Genomic DNA, 15677 nt, shown 5'->3' on the forward strand with positions numbered 1-15677 from the left:
CACTCAAAACTCCCGAGAGTACCTTTGTAGTTGCCGGCCGGAACCTTTCAAGCTCCGGGTGAATTGCAAACCACTATGAATACCGAAGTAAAAGGAAGAGTCCTCGTCGCGATGAGCGGCGGAATTGATAGCAGCGTGGCCGCCGTGCTCCTGCATGAGCAAGGCTACGAAGTAGTCGGGATGACCATGAAAACCTGGGACTACGCCAGCGCCGGCGGCTCCAAAAAGGAAACCGGCTGCTGCTCGCTCGACAGCATCAACGATGCCCGCGACATTGCCGTGCAGCTCGGCTTCCCGCATTACATCATCGATATCCGCGACGAGTTCGGCGATTTCGTGATTGATAACTTCACCGAAGAATACCTCGCCGGCCGCACGCCCAACCCCTGCGTGCTCTGCAACACCCACATTAAGTGGGATGCCCTGCTGCGCCGCGCCGACCAACTCGGCTGCGAGTTCATTGCCACGGGCCACTACGCTAATATCCGCAAGGATGCCGAAACCGGCCGCTTCGTGGTGAGCAAAGGCCTCGATGAAAACAAGGACCAAAGCTATGCCCTGTGGGGCGTGAGCCAGGCGAGCTTGAGCCGCACGCTGTTCCCGCTGGGCGGCATGCGCAAAACCGAAATCTATGACGAAGCCCGCCGGCGCGGTTTCACCGAACTGGTGAACAAGCCCGAGAGCTACGAAATCTGCTTTATTCCGGATAACGACTACCGGGGCTTCTTGCGTCGGCGCGTACCAGGCCTGGAGGCGCGCGTGGCCGGTGGCAATTTCGTGACCAAAAACGGCCGCGTTATCGGCAAGCACGAAGGTTATCCGTTCTACACCATCGGGCAGCGCAAGGGGCTGGGCGTGGCCCTGGGCTACCCCGCGTTCGTGCTCGAAATCCGTCCCGATACCAACGAAGTGGTGCTGGGCAACTATGAAGAACTGGCCAGCACGGCCACCGTGGTGGGCAAGCTCAACATGGGCAAAGAAGCCACCCTAGTGGGGCGCGGCCTGGTGCCGGCCGTGGTGAAAGTGCGCTACAACCACGACGGCGCGGCGGCTTTTCTGGAGGAGGTGGATGGCAAAATCCGCGTGTATTTCGAGGAGCCCGTGCACGCCATTACGCCCGGGCAGGCCGCCGTGTTCTACGACGGCCACGACGTGCTGGGCGGCGGCTGGATTGAGCGCCACGTCATCGGCGAATTCCCCTTACCTTTTGCCGCCACGGCCACCGCTGGCCTCTAAGTAGTCAGTAATCGGTAGTCAGACGGAAATCAATCGACTGATTTTCAGATAGCTGTAATCTGATTACTGGCTACTTATTACGGACTACATACTTATTTCCTTTCAATTACCCGCTGCGCACTGCTCATGCAACGACTATTTTCTTCCTGGAATTTGCCGGTGGCTACCCGCCGGGCCGGCTTGGCTCTGGCCGCGGGTGCCCTGGCAATGGGTTTCGCCGGCTGCAAAAACGCGGTGGAGGCCCTGCCCGATGCGGGCCTGGGCTACTACCCGGTGGCCGTGGGCAACTACTGGATTTACGCCGTATCGGACACCACCTGGAGCCGGGCTAATGGCCAGGGCAGCCAGGTTACGCCCAGCGTGCCTACGGTTAGTGCTTTCCAATTCAAGGAAACCATTGCCAGCGCATTCGCCGATGCGGCCGGCAAAACATCCTACCGGCTGGTGCGCTCCAAGCGCCTGACCTCTACGGCTGTGTGGGTCGACGACAGCGTGTTCACCCTGAGCCCGTCGGCGCAGTCGGTTATCCTCAACCGCGACAACCGGCGCACGCTGGAGTTGATATTTCCGGTGCGCGAAGGCCGCCTCTGGAATTTCAACGCCTACAACAACAACTCCGCCGACACGGTGACGGCCGAAACCCGCCGCTACCGCCGCGTGGGGGAGCCGTTCAGCACCGCCGCCAACGGCGCCTCGCAAACCTACCCGGCCACGGCCACTACCACCAACGAGGGCCTGGCCCAGGCCGACGATGCTTACTACGTGAACACCTACCAGCAGGTGTTCGCGAAAGGCGTGGGGCCGGTATTTCGACGGAAAAGACGCTTTTCGAATTTCTACTATGTCGGTTCCGGGGGCAATGTCGTCTTCGTGCCTAAGTCGTATACTTTCGGCTATTCGCGCCGCGAAACCCTGATTGAATACAAAGTGAATTAAGCCACCCGCGGCTGATTTTATTCCCCTCGCTGTTCCCCGCAACCTATGGTGCCACTTTCGTTCAAATGGGTAAGCCTGGCCCTGGTGGCCGGCGCGCTGAATGCCCTGGCCGCCGCTCCGGCGGCGGCGCAGGGCACCGTACGCCGCCATCTGGTGTATTTTCGGGATAAGGCGGGCACGCCGTTTTCGGTGGCACAGCCGCAGGCGTTTCTGTCGGCCCGGTCGCTGACGCGGCGTACCCGGCAGGGCATCGCCGTGCTGCCCCGCGACCTGCCCGTGAATCCCGCCTACGTGGCCCAGATTCGGGCCGTGACTGGTGGGCCGCAGGTGCTGTACACGTCCCGCTGGTTTAACGCGGCCGTGGTTTCCTGCGATTCCCTCACCCTGACCCGCATAATGGCCCTGCCCAAAGTGAGCCGCGCCAGCACCCTCAACCGCAGCTACCGGGCCCCGGCCCCGTTCACCACGCCCACGCAGCTGCCCGAACCGGCTGCCCGGGGCACCCTGGCCACCCGCGCCCAGTATGGCCCGGCCTACCGCCAGAACCAGCAGATTGGCGCGCTAGCCATGCACGATGCCGGTTTCCGGGGCGATGGCATGCAAATCGCCGTGTTCGACGCCGGCTTTCCCGGCACCGATACTATTTCGGCCCTGCGCCCCCTGTTCCAGGAGCAGCGCCTGGCCAGTACCCGCAACTTTGTGGATGGCGGCACCAGCGTGTACGGCCGCAGCGACCACGGTACCAACTGCTTATCGACGATGGCGGCCAATAAGCCGGGCTTCTTCATCGGCACCGCGCCCAAGGCCACGTTCCACCTGTGCATCACGGAGGATGTGTATTCCGAGCACCCCATCGAAGAAGCTAACTGGCTGGCTGCCGCCGAATACGCCGACTCGGTGGGCGTGGACGTCATCAGCTCCTCGCTGGGCTACACGGATTTCGATGCGCCATCCGTGTCTTACACCTACGCCGACCTGACCGGCCGCAACGCCATTAGCTCGCGGGCCGCTACCATGGCTGCCCGCGTGGGCATGCTGGTGGTGAGCGCCGCCGGCAACGAGGGCAACCACGCCTGGCGCTACGTGTCGGCCCCCGCTGATGCCGATTCTATTATGTCCGTTGGGGCCGTGGATTCGCTGGGTAACCACGCGGTTTTCAGCTCCTACGGCCCCACGGCCGATGGCCGCATCAAGCCCACGCTGTCGGCCATGGGGCAGGCCACGGCGGTGCTCTCACCCAACGGCGGCGCTTACCGGGGCAATGGCACCTCCTTTGCCTGCCCCGTGCTGGCGGGCATGGCGGCCGGCTTCTGGCAGGCCAACCCCACGCTCACGGCCCAGCAGGTGATTGTGGCCCTGCGCAGCACCGCCACCCAGGCCATTGCCCCCGATAACACGCTGGGCTACGGCATTCCGAATTTTGTGACAGCCTATAATGCCCTGCATCCCACGGCTCCGCTGGCCACCAGTCCGGCGGCGGCCGGTGCCAACGATGCCCTCCGCCTGTACCCCAATCCCATTGGGAGCGGCCTGCTCACGTTGGTGCTGCCGGCCGCGCTGCGCGGCCAGCCGCTGAAGGTGCGCGTGCTCGATGCCCGGGGCGCGGTAGTGGCGCAACAGCAGCTGCCGGCCGCCGATGGCGACGAAGCTTCGCTTCGCCTCGCGCCGCTGGCCAAAGGCAATTATATCTGCGAAGTAAGCACGGGCAGCACCCGCCGCACGGTAAAATTTGTGCAGCAATAGGCAGATTCTCAGCTACTAAAAAAAGGTGCCTCGCGGCACCTTTTTTGTGCAGTTTTCTCAGGATATCGACTTGTTTTTGAGGGTGATAATTCGTAATTTTAAAGCATCAATTAACCTCTTTTATTGCAGTAGAATGTTGCAAATGATGACGACCAAGCGCATCGGGCGCCGCCAGTTTCACTTTACCGTGCAGGGCAATAACTTTCACGAAACGGTAGCCGAATACGAGCGTTTGAGCTTCGCCGATGTGGCGGCCTGCGGCATCTGCGGGTCCGACAATCTGGACCTCACCAGCCGCGTGGCCCAGGGCAAGTTCAAGTACACCTCGGTGCGCTGCCTGGAGTGCCGGGCCGACGTGACCTTCGGCAAGCGCGAGGACGACGACCAGACCGTATTCCTGCGCAAAAAGACCGGCGGCCTGCCCGGCGAGCTCGACTGGCGTCCCTTCGAGAAAGGCGACAAATAACCGCCGCGCATAACCCCGCCCCGTACCGGGCGGTTACAACCAGAACGGCTCTACCGCGTGGTAGAGCCGTTCTTTGCATTGTGGGCGCAGCACTGGCCTGCGCGAACTCCGAAAAACCGACTAAATCCGCGATTCATGTTTACTGGAATTATTGAAGCCCTGGGTACCATCGTAGCCTTTGAAGACCAGGGCAGCAACCGCCATTTCACCGTGGCCTCGCCCTTCGCGGCGGAATTGAAAATCGACCAGAGCGTGGCCCACGACGGCGTGTGCCTCACCGTGGTAGCCGTGGACGCGGCGGCCGGCACCCACGTCGTAACGGCCATCGACGAAACCATGCGCGTGACCAACCTGAGCCAGTGGCAGCCCGGCCGCCACGTAAACCTGGAGCGCTGCCTGGCCGCCAACGGCCGCTTCGACGGCCACATCGTGCAGGGCCACGTCGACGCCACGGCTACCTGCCTAAACGTGACCGACCAGGACGGCTCTTGGCTGTTCCGCTTCGGGCACGAAGCCGGCCCCGGCCGCCTCACCGTCGAGAAAGGCTCCATCTGCGTGAACGGCACCAGCCTCACCTGCTTCGAGAGCACCGATGCGGGCTTCACGGTGGCCATCATTCCCTACACCTACGAGCACACCAGCTTTCAGCAATTGAAGGCCGGCGAAACGGTGAACCTGGAATTCGACATCGTGGGTAAGTATGTGGCGAAGCTGCTGGGCCGGTGAGGAAAATTAATTGGGGGTGGCTGCAACGAATAAGCCAGGATACCGGTCAAGCCTGAAACACCTGTTTCCACGCTATGAAATATCTCTTGATTGCTGCCTGCGCCCTAGCTCCGGTGCTGCTTGCTTGTTCAAAGTCGGAGGCAGACCCTGCCATTGCCGCCGACTCAGGCTGTAGTGAACTGGTGGTGATGCCCGCCACGGCCCACGCCATCTCCCCGGCTCAGGTGCAGCGGGCCAATGTTCTTTTCGCCCAGAACAGCCTCGACCTCAACCGGGTGCGTTACGTGCGCTTTTGGCACGATTCGGTACAGACGTATTATCCGCCCTACGCGCCACTCGTCACCGACCATGTGAGCGTGGACGAGTATGCTAACGGCCTGCGAATTTTTACGAATCAGATAAACTATGCTTTCAAGGGCGGGGTGTTGTATTACACCGCTGGAACCCTGACCAGGGGCACCCAACTCAATGCTCAGCCCGCACTGAGGGTCCCACAGCTGCGGACACTATTTTTTGCCGCCGTAGCAGCTTTCGACCCCAGCAACCTCGGCTTGGCCACCAATTGCGCGGAAGCCGAATTCGGCTACTATAACCTAAATACCGCTGGGAACACGACCGAGAACCTGGTCAAAGCCTGGAAGGTGGCCGTGAAAGGCATGGCTTACCCGTTTGCTTTTTTCGAGGATAATGGCGGCCGCCTGATTTATTACGACAACGGCATCCGAACCTTCCGCTAGCGCCCCAGCGGGTTGCCCCAGCGGCTGAACAACATGGCCGCGCCCCAGCCCAGCAGCGCGCCAATGGCCGCCCCGCCCAGTACATCGGTCGGGTAGTGGGCCCCGAGGTACATGCGGCTGTAAGACAGTAGAATGGCCCAGCCAAAAACCAGCAATTTGAGGGTCCGAAAGCGGCTGGCGGGCAATGCCAACGCCAAGAAAACGGCTAGGGCAATGGAGTTCGCGGCGTGCGAGGACAGGAACCCAAACTGGCCGCCGCAGCCATCGGGCAAGTGCAGGTAAGGAAAAACCCGGACATCGTGGCAGGGGCGGGGGCGGGCAAAAAACGGCTTGAATAAGCGGCTGGTGATGCTGTCGGCTAGCGCCACGGCGGTAACCACGAGCGGTAGAAGCAGCACTGCCCGCCGCCGGAAATGATAAATTAGCCACCCGATAAGTACCGCATAGGCCGGAAACCAAACCAGGCGATTAGAAGCAAAAACCATCACCGCATCCAGCACGGGGTTGTGGGCGTGGTTGATGGCCAGCAGCAGCTGCCGGTCAAGGTGTTGGATGGCTTCAAGCATCGGCCAGCCAGTCTACGCCCTTGCGGAGCCAGGCCAGGGTGCTGGCCTCCGGGGTGCCGGGGGCAGGCGGCGCGGGGTTGTAGGCCCAGCCGGTGCGCGGGGGCAGGCTCATGAGGATGGACTCAGTGCGGCCGCCGGTTTCGAGGCCGAAGCGCGTGCCCCGGTCGAAGGCCAGGTTGAATTCGGCGTAGCGGGCGCGGCGCTGGCTTTGCCAGGCTTCTTCGCGCCCGGTGAAGGGCAGGGCGTGGTTTTCGGCCATGAGCTGGGTATAGAAGGGGCCGAATAGCTCGGCCACATCGCGCATGAAGGCGAATAATTCCTCGGCGCTGCCGTCCTTGCCTACGGTCAGCCGGTCGTAGAAAATGCCGCCCACGCCGCGCGTTTCCTGGCGGTGCGGGAGGTAGAAATAGTCGTCGGCCCAGCGCGTGAACTTGGGGTAGTATTCCGGGTTGTGGCGGTCGCACACGGCTTTCAACTGCGCGTGGAAGCGGCGGGCCTGGGGCTCGTCCACGTAAATCGGGGTCAAATCGATGCCGCCGCCGAACCAGGCTTCGCCGTTGCCGGCCTCAAAATACCGCACGTTCATGTGGATGATGGGGATGCGCGGGCTGCGCGGGTGCAACACCACGCTCACGCCGGTGGCGTAGAAATGCGGGTCGGGCATGTGCAGCTGCCGGGCGGCGGCTTCGCTCATCTCGCCCCACACAGCCGAAAAGCCCACGCCGCCTTTTTCGAGGATAGTGCCGTGCTCCAGCACTTTGGAGCGGCCGCCGCCGCCGCCCTCGCGCTGCCAGGCATCGGTGAGGAAGGCCGTAGGTCCGCCGTCGGCGGTTTCGAGCTGCTGGCAGAGGCGAAGCTGAAAATCAGCCAGCCAGGCTTCAATTTCGGGGCGGATGGTGGGGGAGGGCATTGTGTGAGTTAGGAGTTGGGAGTTAAGAGTTAGGGGTTAAAAATGAGTGGCTCGCAATTGATAACGCATCACTTTTAACTTCTAGCTCTTAACTCTAGCCGGCCCAAAGATACGGACGAGGGCGCGGGGCGTACTTTTGCAGTCTCACCCCGCCCTGCTCCCAATGTCCGATTTTGCTGCGCCCGTCGCTTCCGATACCACTGACTTTGCCAACCCCCGCGTAGCCGCGGCGGCTGCGGCCGCCGCCGAGGCCTTCACCGCGCCCGCCACTGCCGTGCCCGCGCACGATGCCAACCTGCTGCGCCGCACCTACCGCCTTATGCACACGGCCGCCGAAATGGCCACGCTCTTCGAAGAAGAAAAGACCACCGCTTCGCGCTACGTGCATGCCACCGCCCGGGGCCACGAGGCCGTGCAGCTGGCCGCCGCCTTCCTGCTCACCGGCAACGACTACGCCGCGCCCTACTACCGCGACGACGCCCTGCTGCTGGGCCTGGGCTTGCGCCCGTATGAGCTCATGCTCCAGCTATTGGCCAAGGCCGATGACCCGTTCAGCGGCGGGCGCACGTATTATTCGCACCCCTCGCTGCGGCGGGCGGGCATCCCGGTTATCCCGCACCAAAGCTCGGCCACGGGCATGCAGGCTATACCGGCAACGGGCATGGCCCACGCCATCAGCTACTTCGAAAAGCAGGGACTGGCGATTGAGTCGTTGAATAAATCGGCGGGCTGGCTGGCCGAGAAACCGTTGGTGCTGTGCTCCATCGGCGACGGGGCCATGACGGAGGGCGAAGTGGCGGAGGCCCTGCAAATGGCCATTCTGCACCAGCTGCCCATCGTGTACCTGGTGCAGGACAACGACTGGGGCATCTCGGCCACCGGCCGCGAGATGCGCGCCATGAACGCCTACGAGTTTGCGGCGGGCTTCCCGGGCCTGCGCCGGATGCAGGTGGACGGGGCCGATTTCGAGTCGTCGCACACCGGGCTGGCCGAGGCATTTGCTCACGTCCGGGCCCGGCGCGGGCCGGTGCTGGTACACGCCAAGTGCCCGCTGCTGGGCCACCATACCAGCGGCGTACGCCGCGAGTGGTACCGCTCCGACCTGGCCGCGCATCAGGAGCAGGACCCGCTGCCCCGCCTGCACCAGCGCCTGCTGGCGCTCGGAGTTTCAGAGGAGGAACTGGACGGACTGCGGGCTGAAGCCCGCGCTACCGTGCGCGCCGACTGGGCCGAGGCCCTGGCCGCGCCTAACCCCGACCCGGCTACTTTCGCCGACCATGAGTTCGCCCCGCCCGCCGTGACCGAAGAGGCCGGCGAGCGCAGCCCCGCCGGGGCCGAAAAAGCCCTTATGGTGGATGCCGCCCTGCACGCGGTGGACGACATCCTGCAGGAATTCCCCGAAGCGCTGTTCTATGGGCAGGACGTGGGCGGCGAGTTGGGCGGCGTGTTCCGCGAGGCCGCGCTGCTTGCCAAGAAATACGGCGAAGCCCGGGTCTTCAACACGCCCATTCAGGAGGCCTACATTGTGGGCAGCACGGCAGGCATGGCGGCCGTGGGTGCCCGGCCCATCGTCGAAATCCAGTTTGCCGACTACATCTGGCCGGCCCTCAACCAGCTGGTGGAGGAGCTCAGTAAGTCCTGCTACCTCACCATGGGCAAGTTTCCGATTCCGGCGCTCATCCGCGTGCCCATTGGGGCGTATGGTGGGGGCGGGCCGTACCATTCGGGCTCCATCGAAAGCACGCTGCTTACCATTCGGGGCATTAAGGTGGTGTACCCCAGCAACGCGGCCGACATGAAGGGCCTCATGCGCGCCGCTTTCCTCGACCCCAATCCGGTTATTATGCTGGAGCACAAGGGCCTGTACTGGAGTAAGGTACCCGGCACTGAAGAAGCCAAAACCGTGGAGCCGGCCGCTGGCTACGTCATTCCGCTGGGCGTGGCCGCCATTGCGCAGGCTGCCGATGCCGAGCAGCTCGCCCGGGGAAACACGGCCGTAGTCGTGACCTACGGCATGGGCGTGCACTGGGCCAAAGCCGCCAGCCGCGATTTCCCCGGCCAAATCGAAATCCTAGACTTGCGCACCCTCAATCCGCTTGATTTTGATGCCGTGACGGCCGCCACCCGCCGCCATGGCAAGGTGCTCGTCCTCACCGAAGAATCGCTCATGAATAGCTTTGCCGAAAGCCTGGCCGGACGTATTCAGCGCCACTGCTTCACGGCGCTGGATGCGCCGGTGTTCACCCTCGGCGCGGCCAACCTGCCCGCCATTGCCCTCAACGTGGAGCTGGAGAAGCAGATGCTGCCGAGCGCGGCCAAAGTAGCAGTGGCGCTGGGCGAGTTGCTCGGGTATTAGTGAGGGGCCACCTTGTGGGGGCAGTTATATCAGCCCCGAAGGGGTGTGCGAAAACGAAGTAGGGTGCGGGGCTCGACCCCGCCCGTCGTTGAACGAACCCGCCTGCAATCGTTGCAATAACGAGCGGGTTCGTTCAGCGACGGGCGGAGGCAATTCTTTGGTATTGAGGGATTTTGCGTAGCAAACGCTCGCTATGCACCGGCTGGTGAAAAATAATGGCTTTCACATCTGCAAAAGGCTCATCCAGCAGGTGCAGGAAATTCCAGTTGGCAATGGACAGGGCCTGGCGTCCGCGTCGGAAGGCTGGAATGAAAATGCCCCATTTATCCGGCATCGCCAGGACCATTAGGAGGGTAGCAGCCAAAGTAAAGGGTGAATTTTTGCCATTGGCAACCAAAAAACACAGCATCGCTGCTTCATCATCCATGGTGGTGTTGAAATCCAGCAGGATGTGAAAAGCGTCGTGCCGCTCTATGCGGTCTACGGGCTGAAGGCCTTCGCGGGTCAGGAATAGCCCTAGCTCGTGGCCCAGACTACCAGCGGGGTACCGCAGCATGTCCTCCCGTTTCAGCCCCCAGATGGGCCGGCGGCGGTAAACTTTCGCATGAACGGAGACGACGTTGCTCAGCAGCCACATCATGGCACGCTCGCGGAGGGAGGACTCTTCCCGGGAGGTAATGACAATTGCTTTCATTGTTTTTCAAACTACTTTGAATTACAAAGTAAGTTCGCTGACAGCAAATCATCATACGTTGGCCAAAACAACTTTTTGGCATTCCCATCTTTAGCTCTGGCTATGGATGTGCTGTGATTTCCAGCCTGCAGATGGTCGCAGCGGCGGCGGCAGACTGTAGTTTAGCGCGTGGCGCATAACCACACACCATCGGCAAAGCGGGTTTGTAACTCGCCTTTCCTCTGCACCATGTAGAATAAATGCCGCGTTGCGACAGCTAATAAAACCCGTCACGCTGAAATTTGTAATCGGAGATTCACCCAACCCACTGCTGGCCGTAGTTCCGCTAGCCGCAGTTTTGCGCGGAGCGCGTAACTGCTGGCTGATTGGTAAGGCGAGTTTGCAAATCGCCATTGGCAAGGCAGGAGATAATTGCCGCTCTGCGGCAGCGAGTTGCAAATTCGCCTTACGGCAGGCCAGCAGATACGCGCTCCGCGCTAAACTGCGGCCAGCGAGCAACTGCGGCCAGCTGCCAGCCTTGTAGTGTTCAATCTATAAGCAACAGTTTGACTACTCCACCAACTCACCAACCCACCAACCCACCAACCCGCCAACCCGCCACTCCACTAGAACGGGTACCCGATGCCCAGATTGAAGGAAACGGGGTTGGCGCTGGTGTCGAAGTTGCGCAAGGCCCATTTATCGGCGGTGGTAGGTGCCGTGGGGTCGTATATTTTTGTGGCGATGTCGAGGCGCAGAATCAGGAACGTGAAATCGAAGCGCAGGCCAAAGCCCGAACCCACGGCAATCTGGCGGTAGAAATTGTTGATTTGAAACTGTGCGCCGGGGCGGAGGTAGTCGCCGGTATTGGGGTCTTTCCTTTCCTGCAGGCCCCACACGTTGCCAAAATCAGTGAACAGCGCCCCCTTGAAGAAGCCGTATATCGGGAAGCGGTATTCGGCGCTGCCTTCCAGCAGCAGCTCACCGGGCTGCTCGGTGAGGTAGTCGCGCACCAGCTGGCCGTTGCTGGGGCGCAGAGGCGTGTAGCCGCCCGGTCCCAGGCGGCGTGGCTGCCAGGCCCGCAGGCTGGTAGAGCCGCCGGCAAAAAACGACTTATCGTAGGGCACAATGTACTGCGGGTCGTTTTCGGGGGTAGTAGGGTCGTTGGTGCGGTTTAGGGCATGCACGGCCCCGCCGTTGAGGCGCCACACGAAATACGTTTGGGGCGTGAGGCGGTAGTAGCGCCGGTAATCGACACTGACGCGGGCGAAGTCGTACACGTTCAGGCTCGTGCTTTCGAAGAGGGCCTTCTGGTAGAGCCCCCGCGTGAGGCCCCCGACTTCGGCAAACAGCCGCAGGTAGTAAGCGTTGCGGGTTTCGTTGAAATCGTTGGAGTTGTAGAGCGACGTGAAGCTGAAGCTCGGCTCGACCTGCTTGCTGAACGACCGGTAGAGCGAGGAGCCCTCCGTGAGCTGAAGCGCTTTGAGACGCGCCTCGAAGGCCGGGCTGGTATAGGGCGTATTCACCAGGGTGATAACCACCGGCGAAAACACGTATTGATGAAACGGCGAGCGCTGCCAGATATAATCCCAGGCAAACTCGAAGTTGGACCGGATGTATTCGGGGCGCTTTACGTAGGTTTCGGAGAGCGAGAAACGGGTTTTGGGGTTGTAGCGGGTGAGGAAGTAGTTGGTGCGGAAGGGCACCAGGAACTGCGGCAGCACCAGCGCCGCCGTGGCCCCCAACTGGGTCGTGTACACGTTGTCCGTGGTGTTGCCCGTGGTGTCGCTAATGCTGGCCACGCGGGTGAGCTGGCCCTCAAAACCAGCCCGCACGCCAAATTCCAGCACTTCGGCCCCCCCGAAGGGATTGCGGATTTTCAGGCGATAATTCAGAAAAGGCCCCGGCAGATAGGCCACGTAGGTGGCGCCCACTTCCACGGTCTGGGAGAACTTGGGCGCGGGCGAGGCATTGATGACGGCCACCAGCTCGCCGGTGCTGGGGGTGCGGCTGGTGCTGTCGGCGGTGGGTGGGTCGGGCAGCTTGCGGTAGTTCACGGTATTGAACCGGAACATATCCAGGTCGGCCAGCAGGCGCTGGGTTTGCAGGGTATTGGCCAGGCTGTAGTGCTGCTCGGGGCGCACCCTCACCTTGTTGGCCAGCAGGCCGGTGCTGAATTTCTGCTGGTAGGCGGCAAAGCGAATCGAGTCCGTGACCACGGTATCCATCCGCACGCCCAGGCTGGGGCGGGCGCGCAGCGCGCCGGGCGTGCCGGCGCGGCGCAGGGTGTCGCCGGTGGCGCTGCGCAGGGTGCGGCCCACGCCGGCATCGGTGATGAAGCGCACCTGGCGCAGCGTGTACAGCCGGTGGCCCTGGTCCGGCCCGGGGTTGGCGATGAAGGTGCGCAGCCGCACCGTAAATTTTTCGTAGCTGGTATCGGCTTCGAGGGTGATGTACTGCTGGCGAAAATCAAAGTAGCCCGCGTTTTTCAGCAGGGTTTCGAGGCGGGTGCGCTCCTGGCCAATCAAGTCCTCATTATACCGGTCGTTTTCGTGCAGCAGCGTGGCCGACTGGCCCTGGCGCACCACGGCCGCCACGCCCGAGTCGGGAATGCTGGGGGCCTGCAGGCGATACAGAAAAGGCTGGTTTTCGGTGATATTGTAGGTCACCGTCACCCTGCGGTATTGCTTGGCGGCATCGAGCGAATCGGACTTGCCGGGAAAAACCGACCCCACCGCATTCAGCGCCCGAAACAAGATGCTGCGCTGGAAGCGGGCCGTGTCGGTGGCCGACACCCGCGCCCGGAAAAAGCCCTGCGAGCGCAGGTAGGTGGTCATTTGCTCTACCGAGCGGCTGGTAAGGGCCGAGTCGTAGATAACGGGCGGCTCGCCCAGGCGCATGATGGCGTTGCCCTTGTCGAGCACCAGCTGCTTGCGCTTGATTTTGCGCTCGCGCTGAGCCAGCAGCTTGCCCAGCTGGGCCGAGTCGGTGCCGGCGGCCTGCATCTTGGCCGCGTAAGTTGTTGCAATTGTGCGCAGCTGGTTTTTGATGCGTACGGAATCGTAAAACCTGAAACCCAGCTGGTATATGCCCAGCTTGGGCGGAATCCGGGTGTTGGGCTTTTGCTGGGCCAGCGCGGTCAGCCGTTCTTTGTCGGCCTGCTCTACGCCCTTTATTTCGACGCGGCTAAGCAGGCGCTGGTTGGGCCGCAACAGCCCAAACGGCGAGCACGCCGCCAGCCCCAGCAGCACGAGTAGCGGCCCGAGCCGCTGCGCAGGCCGTAGTTTTGGCAAATAAGTAACGAGTAATGGTTTCAAAAGCACTTGGCAAATACGTGCAGTCGCTGCACCAGAAGAAGTACCGGCACCGCCACGGGGCGTTCCTGGTGGAGGGAGGCAAAAACGTGTTGGAGCTGCTAAGTTCCGACCTGGAAGTTGAACACGTGCTGGCCACGGCCGAATTTATCGACCAAAACCGTGCCCGCCTGCCCGCCCGCCTGCCGCTCAGCCCCGCCACCGAAACCGAACTCACCCAGCTCGGCACGCTGGCCACCAATAACACCGCCTTGGCCGTGGTGCGCCTGCCCGCCGAAACCGCCCTGCCCCTAACGCTGCCCGAAACCGGTTTGTTGCTCGCCCTCGACGAAGTGCGCGACCCCGGCAACCTCGGCACCCTGCTGCGCCTAGCCGACTGGTACGGCCTGCCCGGCGTGGTGCTCAGCCCCGGCTGCGCCGATGCCTACGCCCCCAAAACGGTAGCCGCCAGCATGGGCGCATTCGCCCGGGTGCGCGTCTGGGAGCGCGACCTCACCGCGTGGCTTCCCACGCTGGCTCCCGCCGTGGGCATCTTCGGGGCCGACCTGGCGGGCAACAACGTGCACCGCCTCACCCTGCGCCCCGCCGGCGTGCTCGTGATGGGCTCCGAATCGCACGGCCTCACGCCGGGCGTGGGGGCGGCCCTCACGCGCCGGCTGCACATTCCGCGCGGGGCCGGCGGCCAAGCGGAGAGTTTGAACGTGGCCATTTCAGCGGCTATTCTGCTGGATAATTTCTTTCGGAATCAGTAAGGATTATCGGCTTTAAAGCAGAACGTCATGCGGAGCGGAGCTCTGCATGACGTTCTGTTTGACCAAAAGCGCATTCCGGACTAGCACGGCTGGCTTTTAGAACCCGGTAAGGTTCAGGCCGAAGGAGAGCACGTGGGTGTTGGGGCCTTTGTTGTCGCGGAACAGCTCGTTCATGTTGTACTTAGCAAACAGGCGGAGGGAGTGGAAGCCGATTTCGCCCTGCACCCCGTACTGCCAGTCGTTGAGGTTGAGCGGGCCGGAAATTTTATCCTGGTATTTGTAGTCGCTGCCCGTCAGCTTGTACTCGGTTTCGATGTTGCTGGCCACGCGGTAGCCGCCAAAGCCGCCGATGCCGGCTGAGAGCGTGCGTCGGTCGTCTTTGTTGCGCAGCTTGAGGCGCAGCATCACGGGCAGGTTCAGGCTGCCCAGGTACAGGGTCGAGCTGTTGACCTGCTTCACATCGGGAGCACGCTCGAAGTAGGTGGTGCTGATGCCCTGCACCCACTGGTTATTGCCTTGCAGCTGAAAATTGTTCATCGAAAATTCCGGGCCGAAGGTGAGGGCCAGCTTGGCCCGCTTGCTGTAGGCCAGCGGCTGCACGAAGTCGAGGCCCAAGTCGAGGTAGCCCACGCCCCAGCCCCAGTAGTCGAGCCCGGGGGCACCGGTGCTGACGGCATTGGCCGTGGTGTTCACGAAAGTGTTGAGCCCGAAGGCCAGCCGGAACGAAACCGAAGAGCTGCGCTCCTGATTTACCCGCTTCAGCGAGTCGGCAGCCGTCTTCTTTTTCTTGTCGCTATTGAAGTTGTACGACGTATTGCCGTCGTTGTCGGTATGAGCCACGAGGCCGAATTTCTTGTTCAGAAACACCTGCGTTTTGGTGCTGCCTCTTTCGTTGGCACCGGGCTTGTGGGCCGTGATGCGGATTTCTTCGGGGAGGTTCTGGCCGGGCTGGTCCTTGTCGGGGTAGAAGCGCATGGTCACCTGGTCGGTGGTGCCGGTTTTGGCGGCGGCTTCGGCCTGCGTGATGTAAGTGGCCAGCCGTGAAGTGAGCGAATCGAGGTGGTAGTTTTTCATGTCGCGCAGCTGGGCGGCGTTGCGCACGGTCAGGGTCAGGGTGGCTTTGTTGGGCAGGCGCACCACAATGGTGTCCTGCACGGTGGCAGTGGCCCCGAGGGCGGTGGCGCGGGCCATATTCAGCCCGCCCAGCGTCATCGTCAGCAGCAGAAAGAAGGAGAGAAAAGCGCGTTGCATGATTTCTATGA

13 protein-coding genes are annotated in these 15677 nt (G+C 62.2%); 8 read left to right on the forward strand and 5 right to left on the reverse strand.

What is annotated here, in order from left to right:
- The first annotated feature begins 75 nt into the window (after nt 1-75).
- From mnmA to HBN54_RS09030, 6 genes are all read left to right on the forward strand, one after another.
- On the forward strand, nt 76-1236 hold the full coding sequence (gene mnmA, locus HBN54_RS09005; protein WP_168672865.1) for a tRNA 2-thiouridine(34) synthase MnmA: 1161 nt from the start codon (nt 76-78) through the stop codon (nt 1234-1236).
- Nucleotides 1237-1362: 126 nt separating this feature from the next.
- A complete protein-coding gene (locus HBN54_RS09010; RefSeq protein WP_168672866.1) occupies nt 1363-2172 on the forward strand; it encodes a hypothetical protein in 810 nt (269 codons plus the stop codon).
- 45 nt (nt 2173-2217) lie between these two features.
- On the forward strand, nt 2218-3915 hold the full coding sequence (locus tag HBN54_RS09015) for a S8 family serine peptidase (RefSeq protein ID WP_168672867.1): 1698 nt from the start codon (nt 2218-2220) through the stop codon (nt 3913-3915).
- A gap of 133 nt (nt 3916-4048) precedes the next feature.
- Entirely contained in the window at nt 4049-4381 is a 333-nt protein-coding gene (locus tag HBN54_RS09020; RefSeq protein WP_168672868.1) for a hypothetical protein, read from the forward strand.
- Between the two features lie 135 nt (nt 4382-4516).
- Nucleotides 4517-5107: a riboflavin synthase gene (locus HBN54_RS09025; protein ID WP_168672869.1), complete on the forward strand. Its 591-nt coding sequence runs from the start codon at nt 4517-4519 to the stop codon at nt 5105-5107.
- A 74-nt stretch (nt 5108-5181) separates the two neighbouring features.
- On the forward strand, nt 5182-5844 hold the full coding sequence (locus tag HBN54_RS09030; protein ID WP_168672870.1) for a hypothetical protein: 663 nt from the start codon (nt 5182-5184) through the stop codon (nt 5842-5844).
- On the opposite strand, the gene HBN54_RS09035 is transcribed toward HBN54_RS09030, so the two are convergent.
- Together HBN54_RS09035 and hemF are read right to left on the reverse strand one after the other, a co-directional pair.
- Nucleotides 5841-6410 carry a phosphatase PAP2 family protein gene (locus tag HBN54_RS09035; protein WP_168672871.1) on the reverse strand — a complete coding sequence of 190 codons (570 nt, stop codon included), beginning with the start codon at nt 6408-6410 and terminating at the stop codon, nt 5841-5843. The two genes, HBN54_RS09030 and HBN54_RS09035, sit on opposite strands and share 4 nt — an antisense overlap.
- Nucleotides 6403-7320 carry an oxygen-dependent coproporphyrinogen oxidase gene (hemF, locus tag HBN54_RS09040; protein WP_168672872.1) on the reverse strand — a complete coding sequence of 306 codons (918 nt, stop codon included), beginning with the start codon at nt 7318-7320 and terminating at the stop codon, nt 6403-6405. Before hemF ends, HBN54_RS09035 begins: the two co-directional genes overlap by 8 nt.
- Nucleotides 7321-7483: 163 nt before the next feature.
- Here hemF and HBN54_RS09045 point away from each other — a divergent pair, with 163 nt between their 5' ends.
- Complete coding sequence (locus tag HBN54_RS09045) at nt 7484-9676, forward strand: alpha-ketoacid dehydrogenase subunit alpha/beta (RefSeq protein ID WP_210427994.1); 2193 nt, start codon at nt 7484-7486, stop codon at nt 9674-9676.
- Between the two features lie 133 nt (nt 9677-9809).
- Here HBN54_RS09045 and HBN54_RS09050 read toward each other — a convergent pair whose 3' ends face one another.
- Both HBN54_RS09050 and tamL read right to left on the reverse strand, forming a co-directional pair.
- A complete protein-coding gene (locus HBN54_RS09050; RefSeq protein WP_168672873.1) occupies nt 9810-10370 on the reverse strand; it encodes a hypothetical protein in 561 nt (186 codons plus the stop codon).
- A gap of 605 nt (nt 10371-10975) precedes the next feature.
- The gene (tamL, locus tag HBN54_RS09055; RefSeq protein ID WP_168672874.1) at nt 10976-13642 is read right to left on the reverse strand and encodes a translocation and assembly module lipoprotein TamL; all 2667 of its coding nucleotides are present in this window, start codon (nt 13640-13642) and stop codon (nt 10976-10978) included.
- Between the two features lie 14 nt (nt 13643-13656).
- Between tamL and HBN54_RS09060 the strand changes: the two genes are divergently transcribed.
- On the forward strand, nt 13657-14415 hold the full coding sequence (locus HBN54_RS09060) for an RNA methyltransferase (RefSeq protein WP_168672875.1): 759 nt from the start codon (nt 13657-13659) through the stop codon (nt 14413-14415).
- 96 nt (nt 14416-14511) lie between these two features.
- On the opposite strand, the gene HBN54_RS09065 is transcribed toward HBN54_RS09060, so the two are convergent.
- A complete protein-coding gene (locus tag HBN54_RS09065; protein ID WP_168672876.1) occupies nt 14512-15666 on the reverse strand; it encodes a PorT family protein in 1155 nt (384 codons plus the stop codon).
- Nucleotides 15667-15677 lie beyond the last annotated feature (11 nt).

Source organism: Hymenobacter artigasi (genome assembly GCF_012275535.1).
Taxonomy (GTDB): Bacteria; Bacteroidota; Bacteroidia; order Cytophagales; family Hymenobacteraceae; genus Hymenobacter; species Hymenobacter artigasi.

What these genes read in the sequence shown, in the direction of transcription:
- mnmA (WP_168672865.1), top strand. Translation starts at nt 76, where the DNA reads ATGAATACCGAAGTAAAAGGAAGAGTCCTCGTCGCGATGAGCGGCGGA.
- HBN54_RS09010 (WP_168672866.1), top strand. Translation starts at nt 1,363, where the DNA reads ATGCAACGACTATTTTCTTCCTGGAATTTGCCGGTGGCTACCCGCCGG.
- HBN54_RS09015 (WP_168672867.1), top strand. Translation starts at nt 2,218, where the DNA reads ATGGTGCCACTTTCGTTCAAATGGGTAAGCCTGGCCCTGGTGGCCGGC.
- HBN54_RS09020 (WP_168672868.1), top strand. Translation starts at nt 4,049, where the DNA reads ATGTTGCAAATGATGACGACCAAGCGCATCGGGCGCCGCCAGTTTCAC.
- HBN54_RS09025 (WP_168672869.1), top strand. Translation starts at nt 4,517, where the DNA reads ATGTTTACTGGAATTATTGAAGCCCTGGGTACCATCGTAGCCTTTGAA.
- HBN54_RS09030 (WP_168672870.1), top strand. Translation starts at nt 5,182, where the DNA reads ATGAAATATCTCTTGATTGCTGCCTGCGCCCTAGCTCCGGTGCTGCTT.
- HBN54_RS09035 (WP_168672871.1), bottom strand. Translation starts at nt 6,410, where the DNA reads ATGCTTGAAGCCATCCAACACCTTGACCGGCAGCTGCTGCTGGCCATC.
- hemF (WP_168672872.1), bottom strand. Translation starts at nt 7,320, where the DNA reads ATGCCCTCCCCCACCATCCGCCCCGAAATTGAAGCCTGGCTGGCTGAT.
- HBN54_RS09045 (WP_210427994.1), top strand. Translation starts at nt 7,484, where the DNA reads ATGTCCGATTTTGCTGCGCCCGTCGCTTCCGATACCACTGACTTTGCC.
- HBN54_RS09050 (WP_168672873.1), bottom strand. Translation starts at nt 10,370, where the DNA reads ATGAAAGCAATTGTCATTACCTCCCGGGAAGAGTCCTCCCTCCGCGAG.
- HBN54_RS09060 (WP_168672875.1), top strand. Translation starts at nt 13,657, where the DNA reads ATGGTTTCAAAAGCACTTGGCAAATACGTGCAGTCGCTGCACCAGAAG.
- HBN54_RS09065 (WP_168672876.1), bottom strand. Translation starts at nt 15,666, where the DNA reads ATGCAACGCGCTTTTCTCTCCTTCTTTCTGCTGCTGACGATGACGCTG.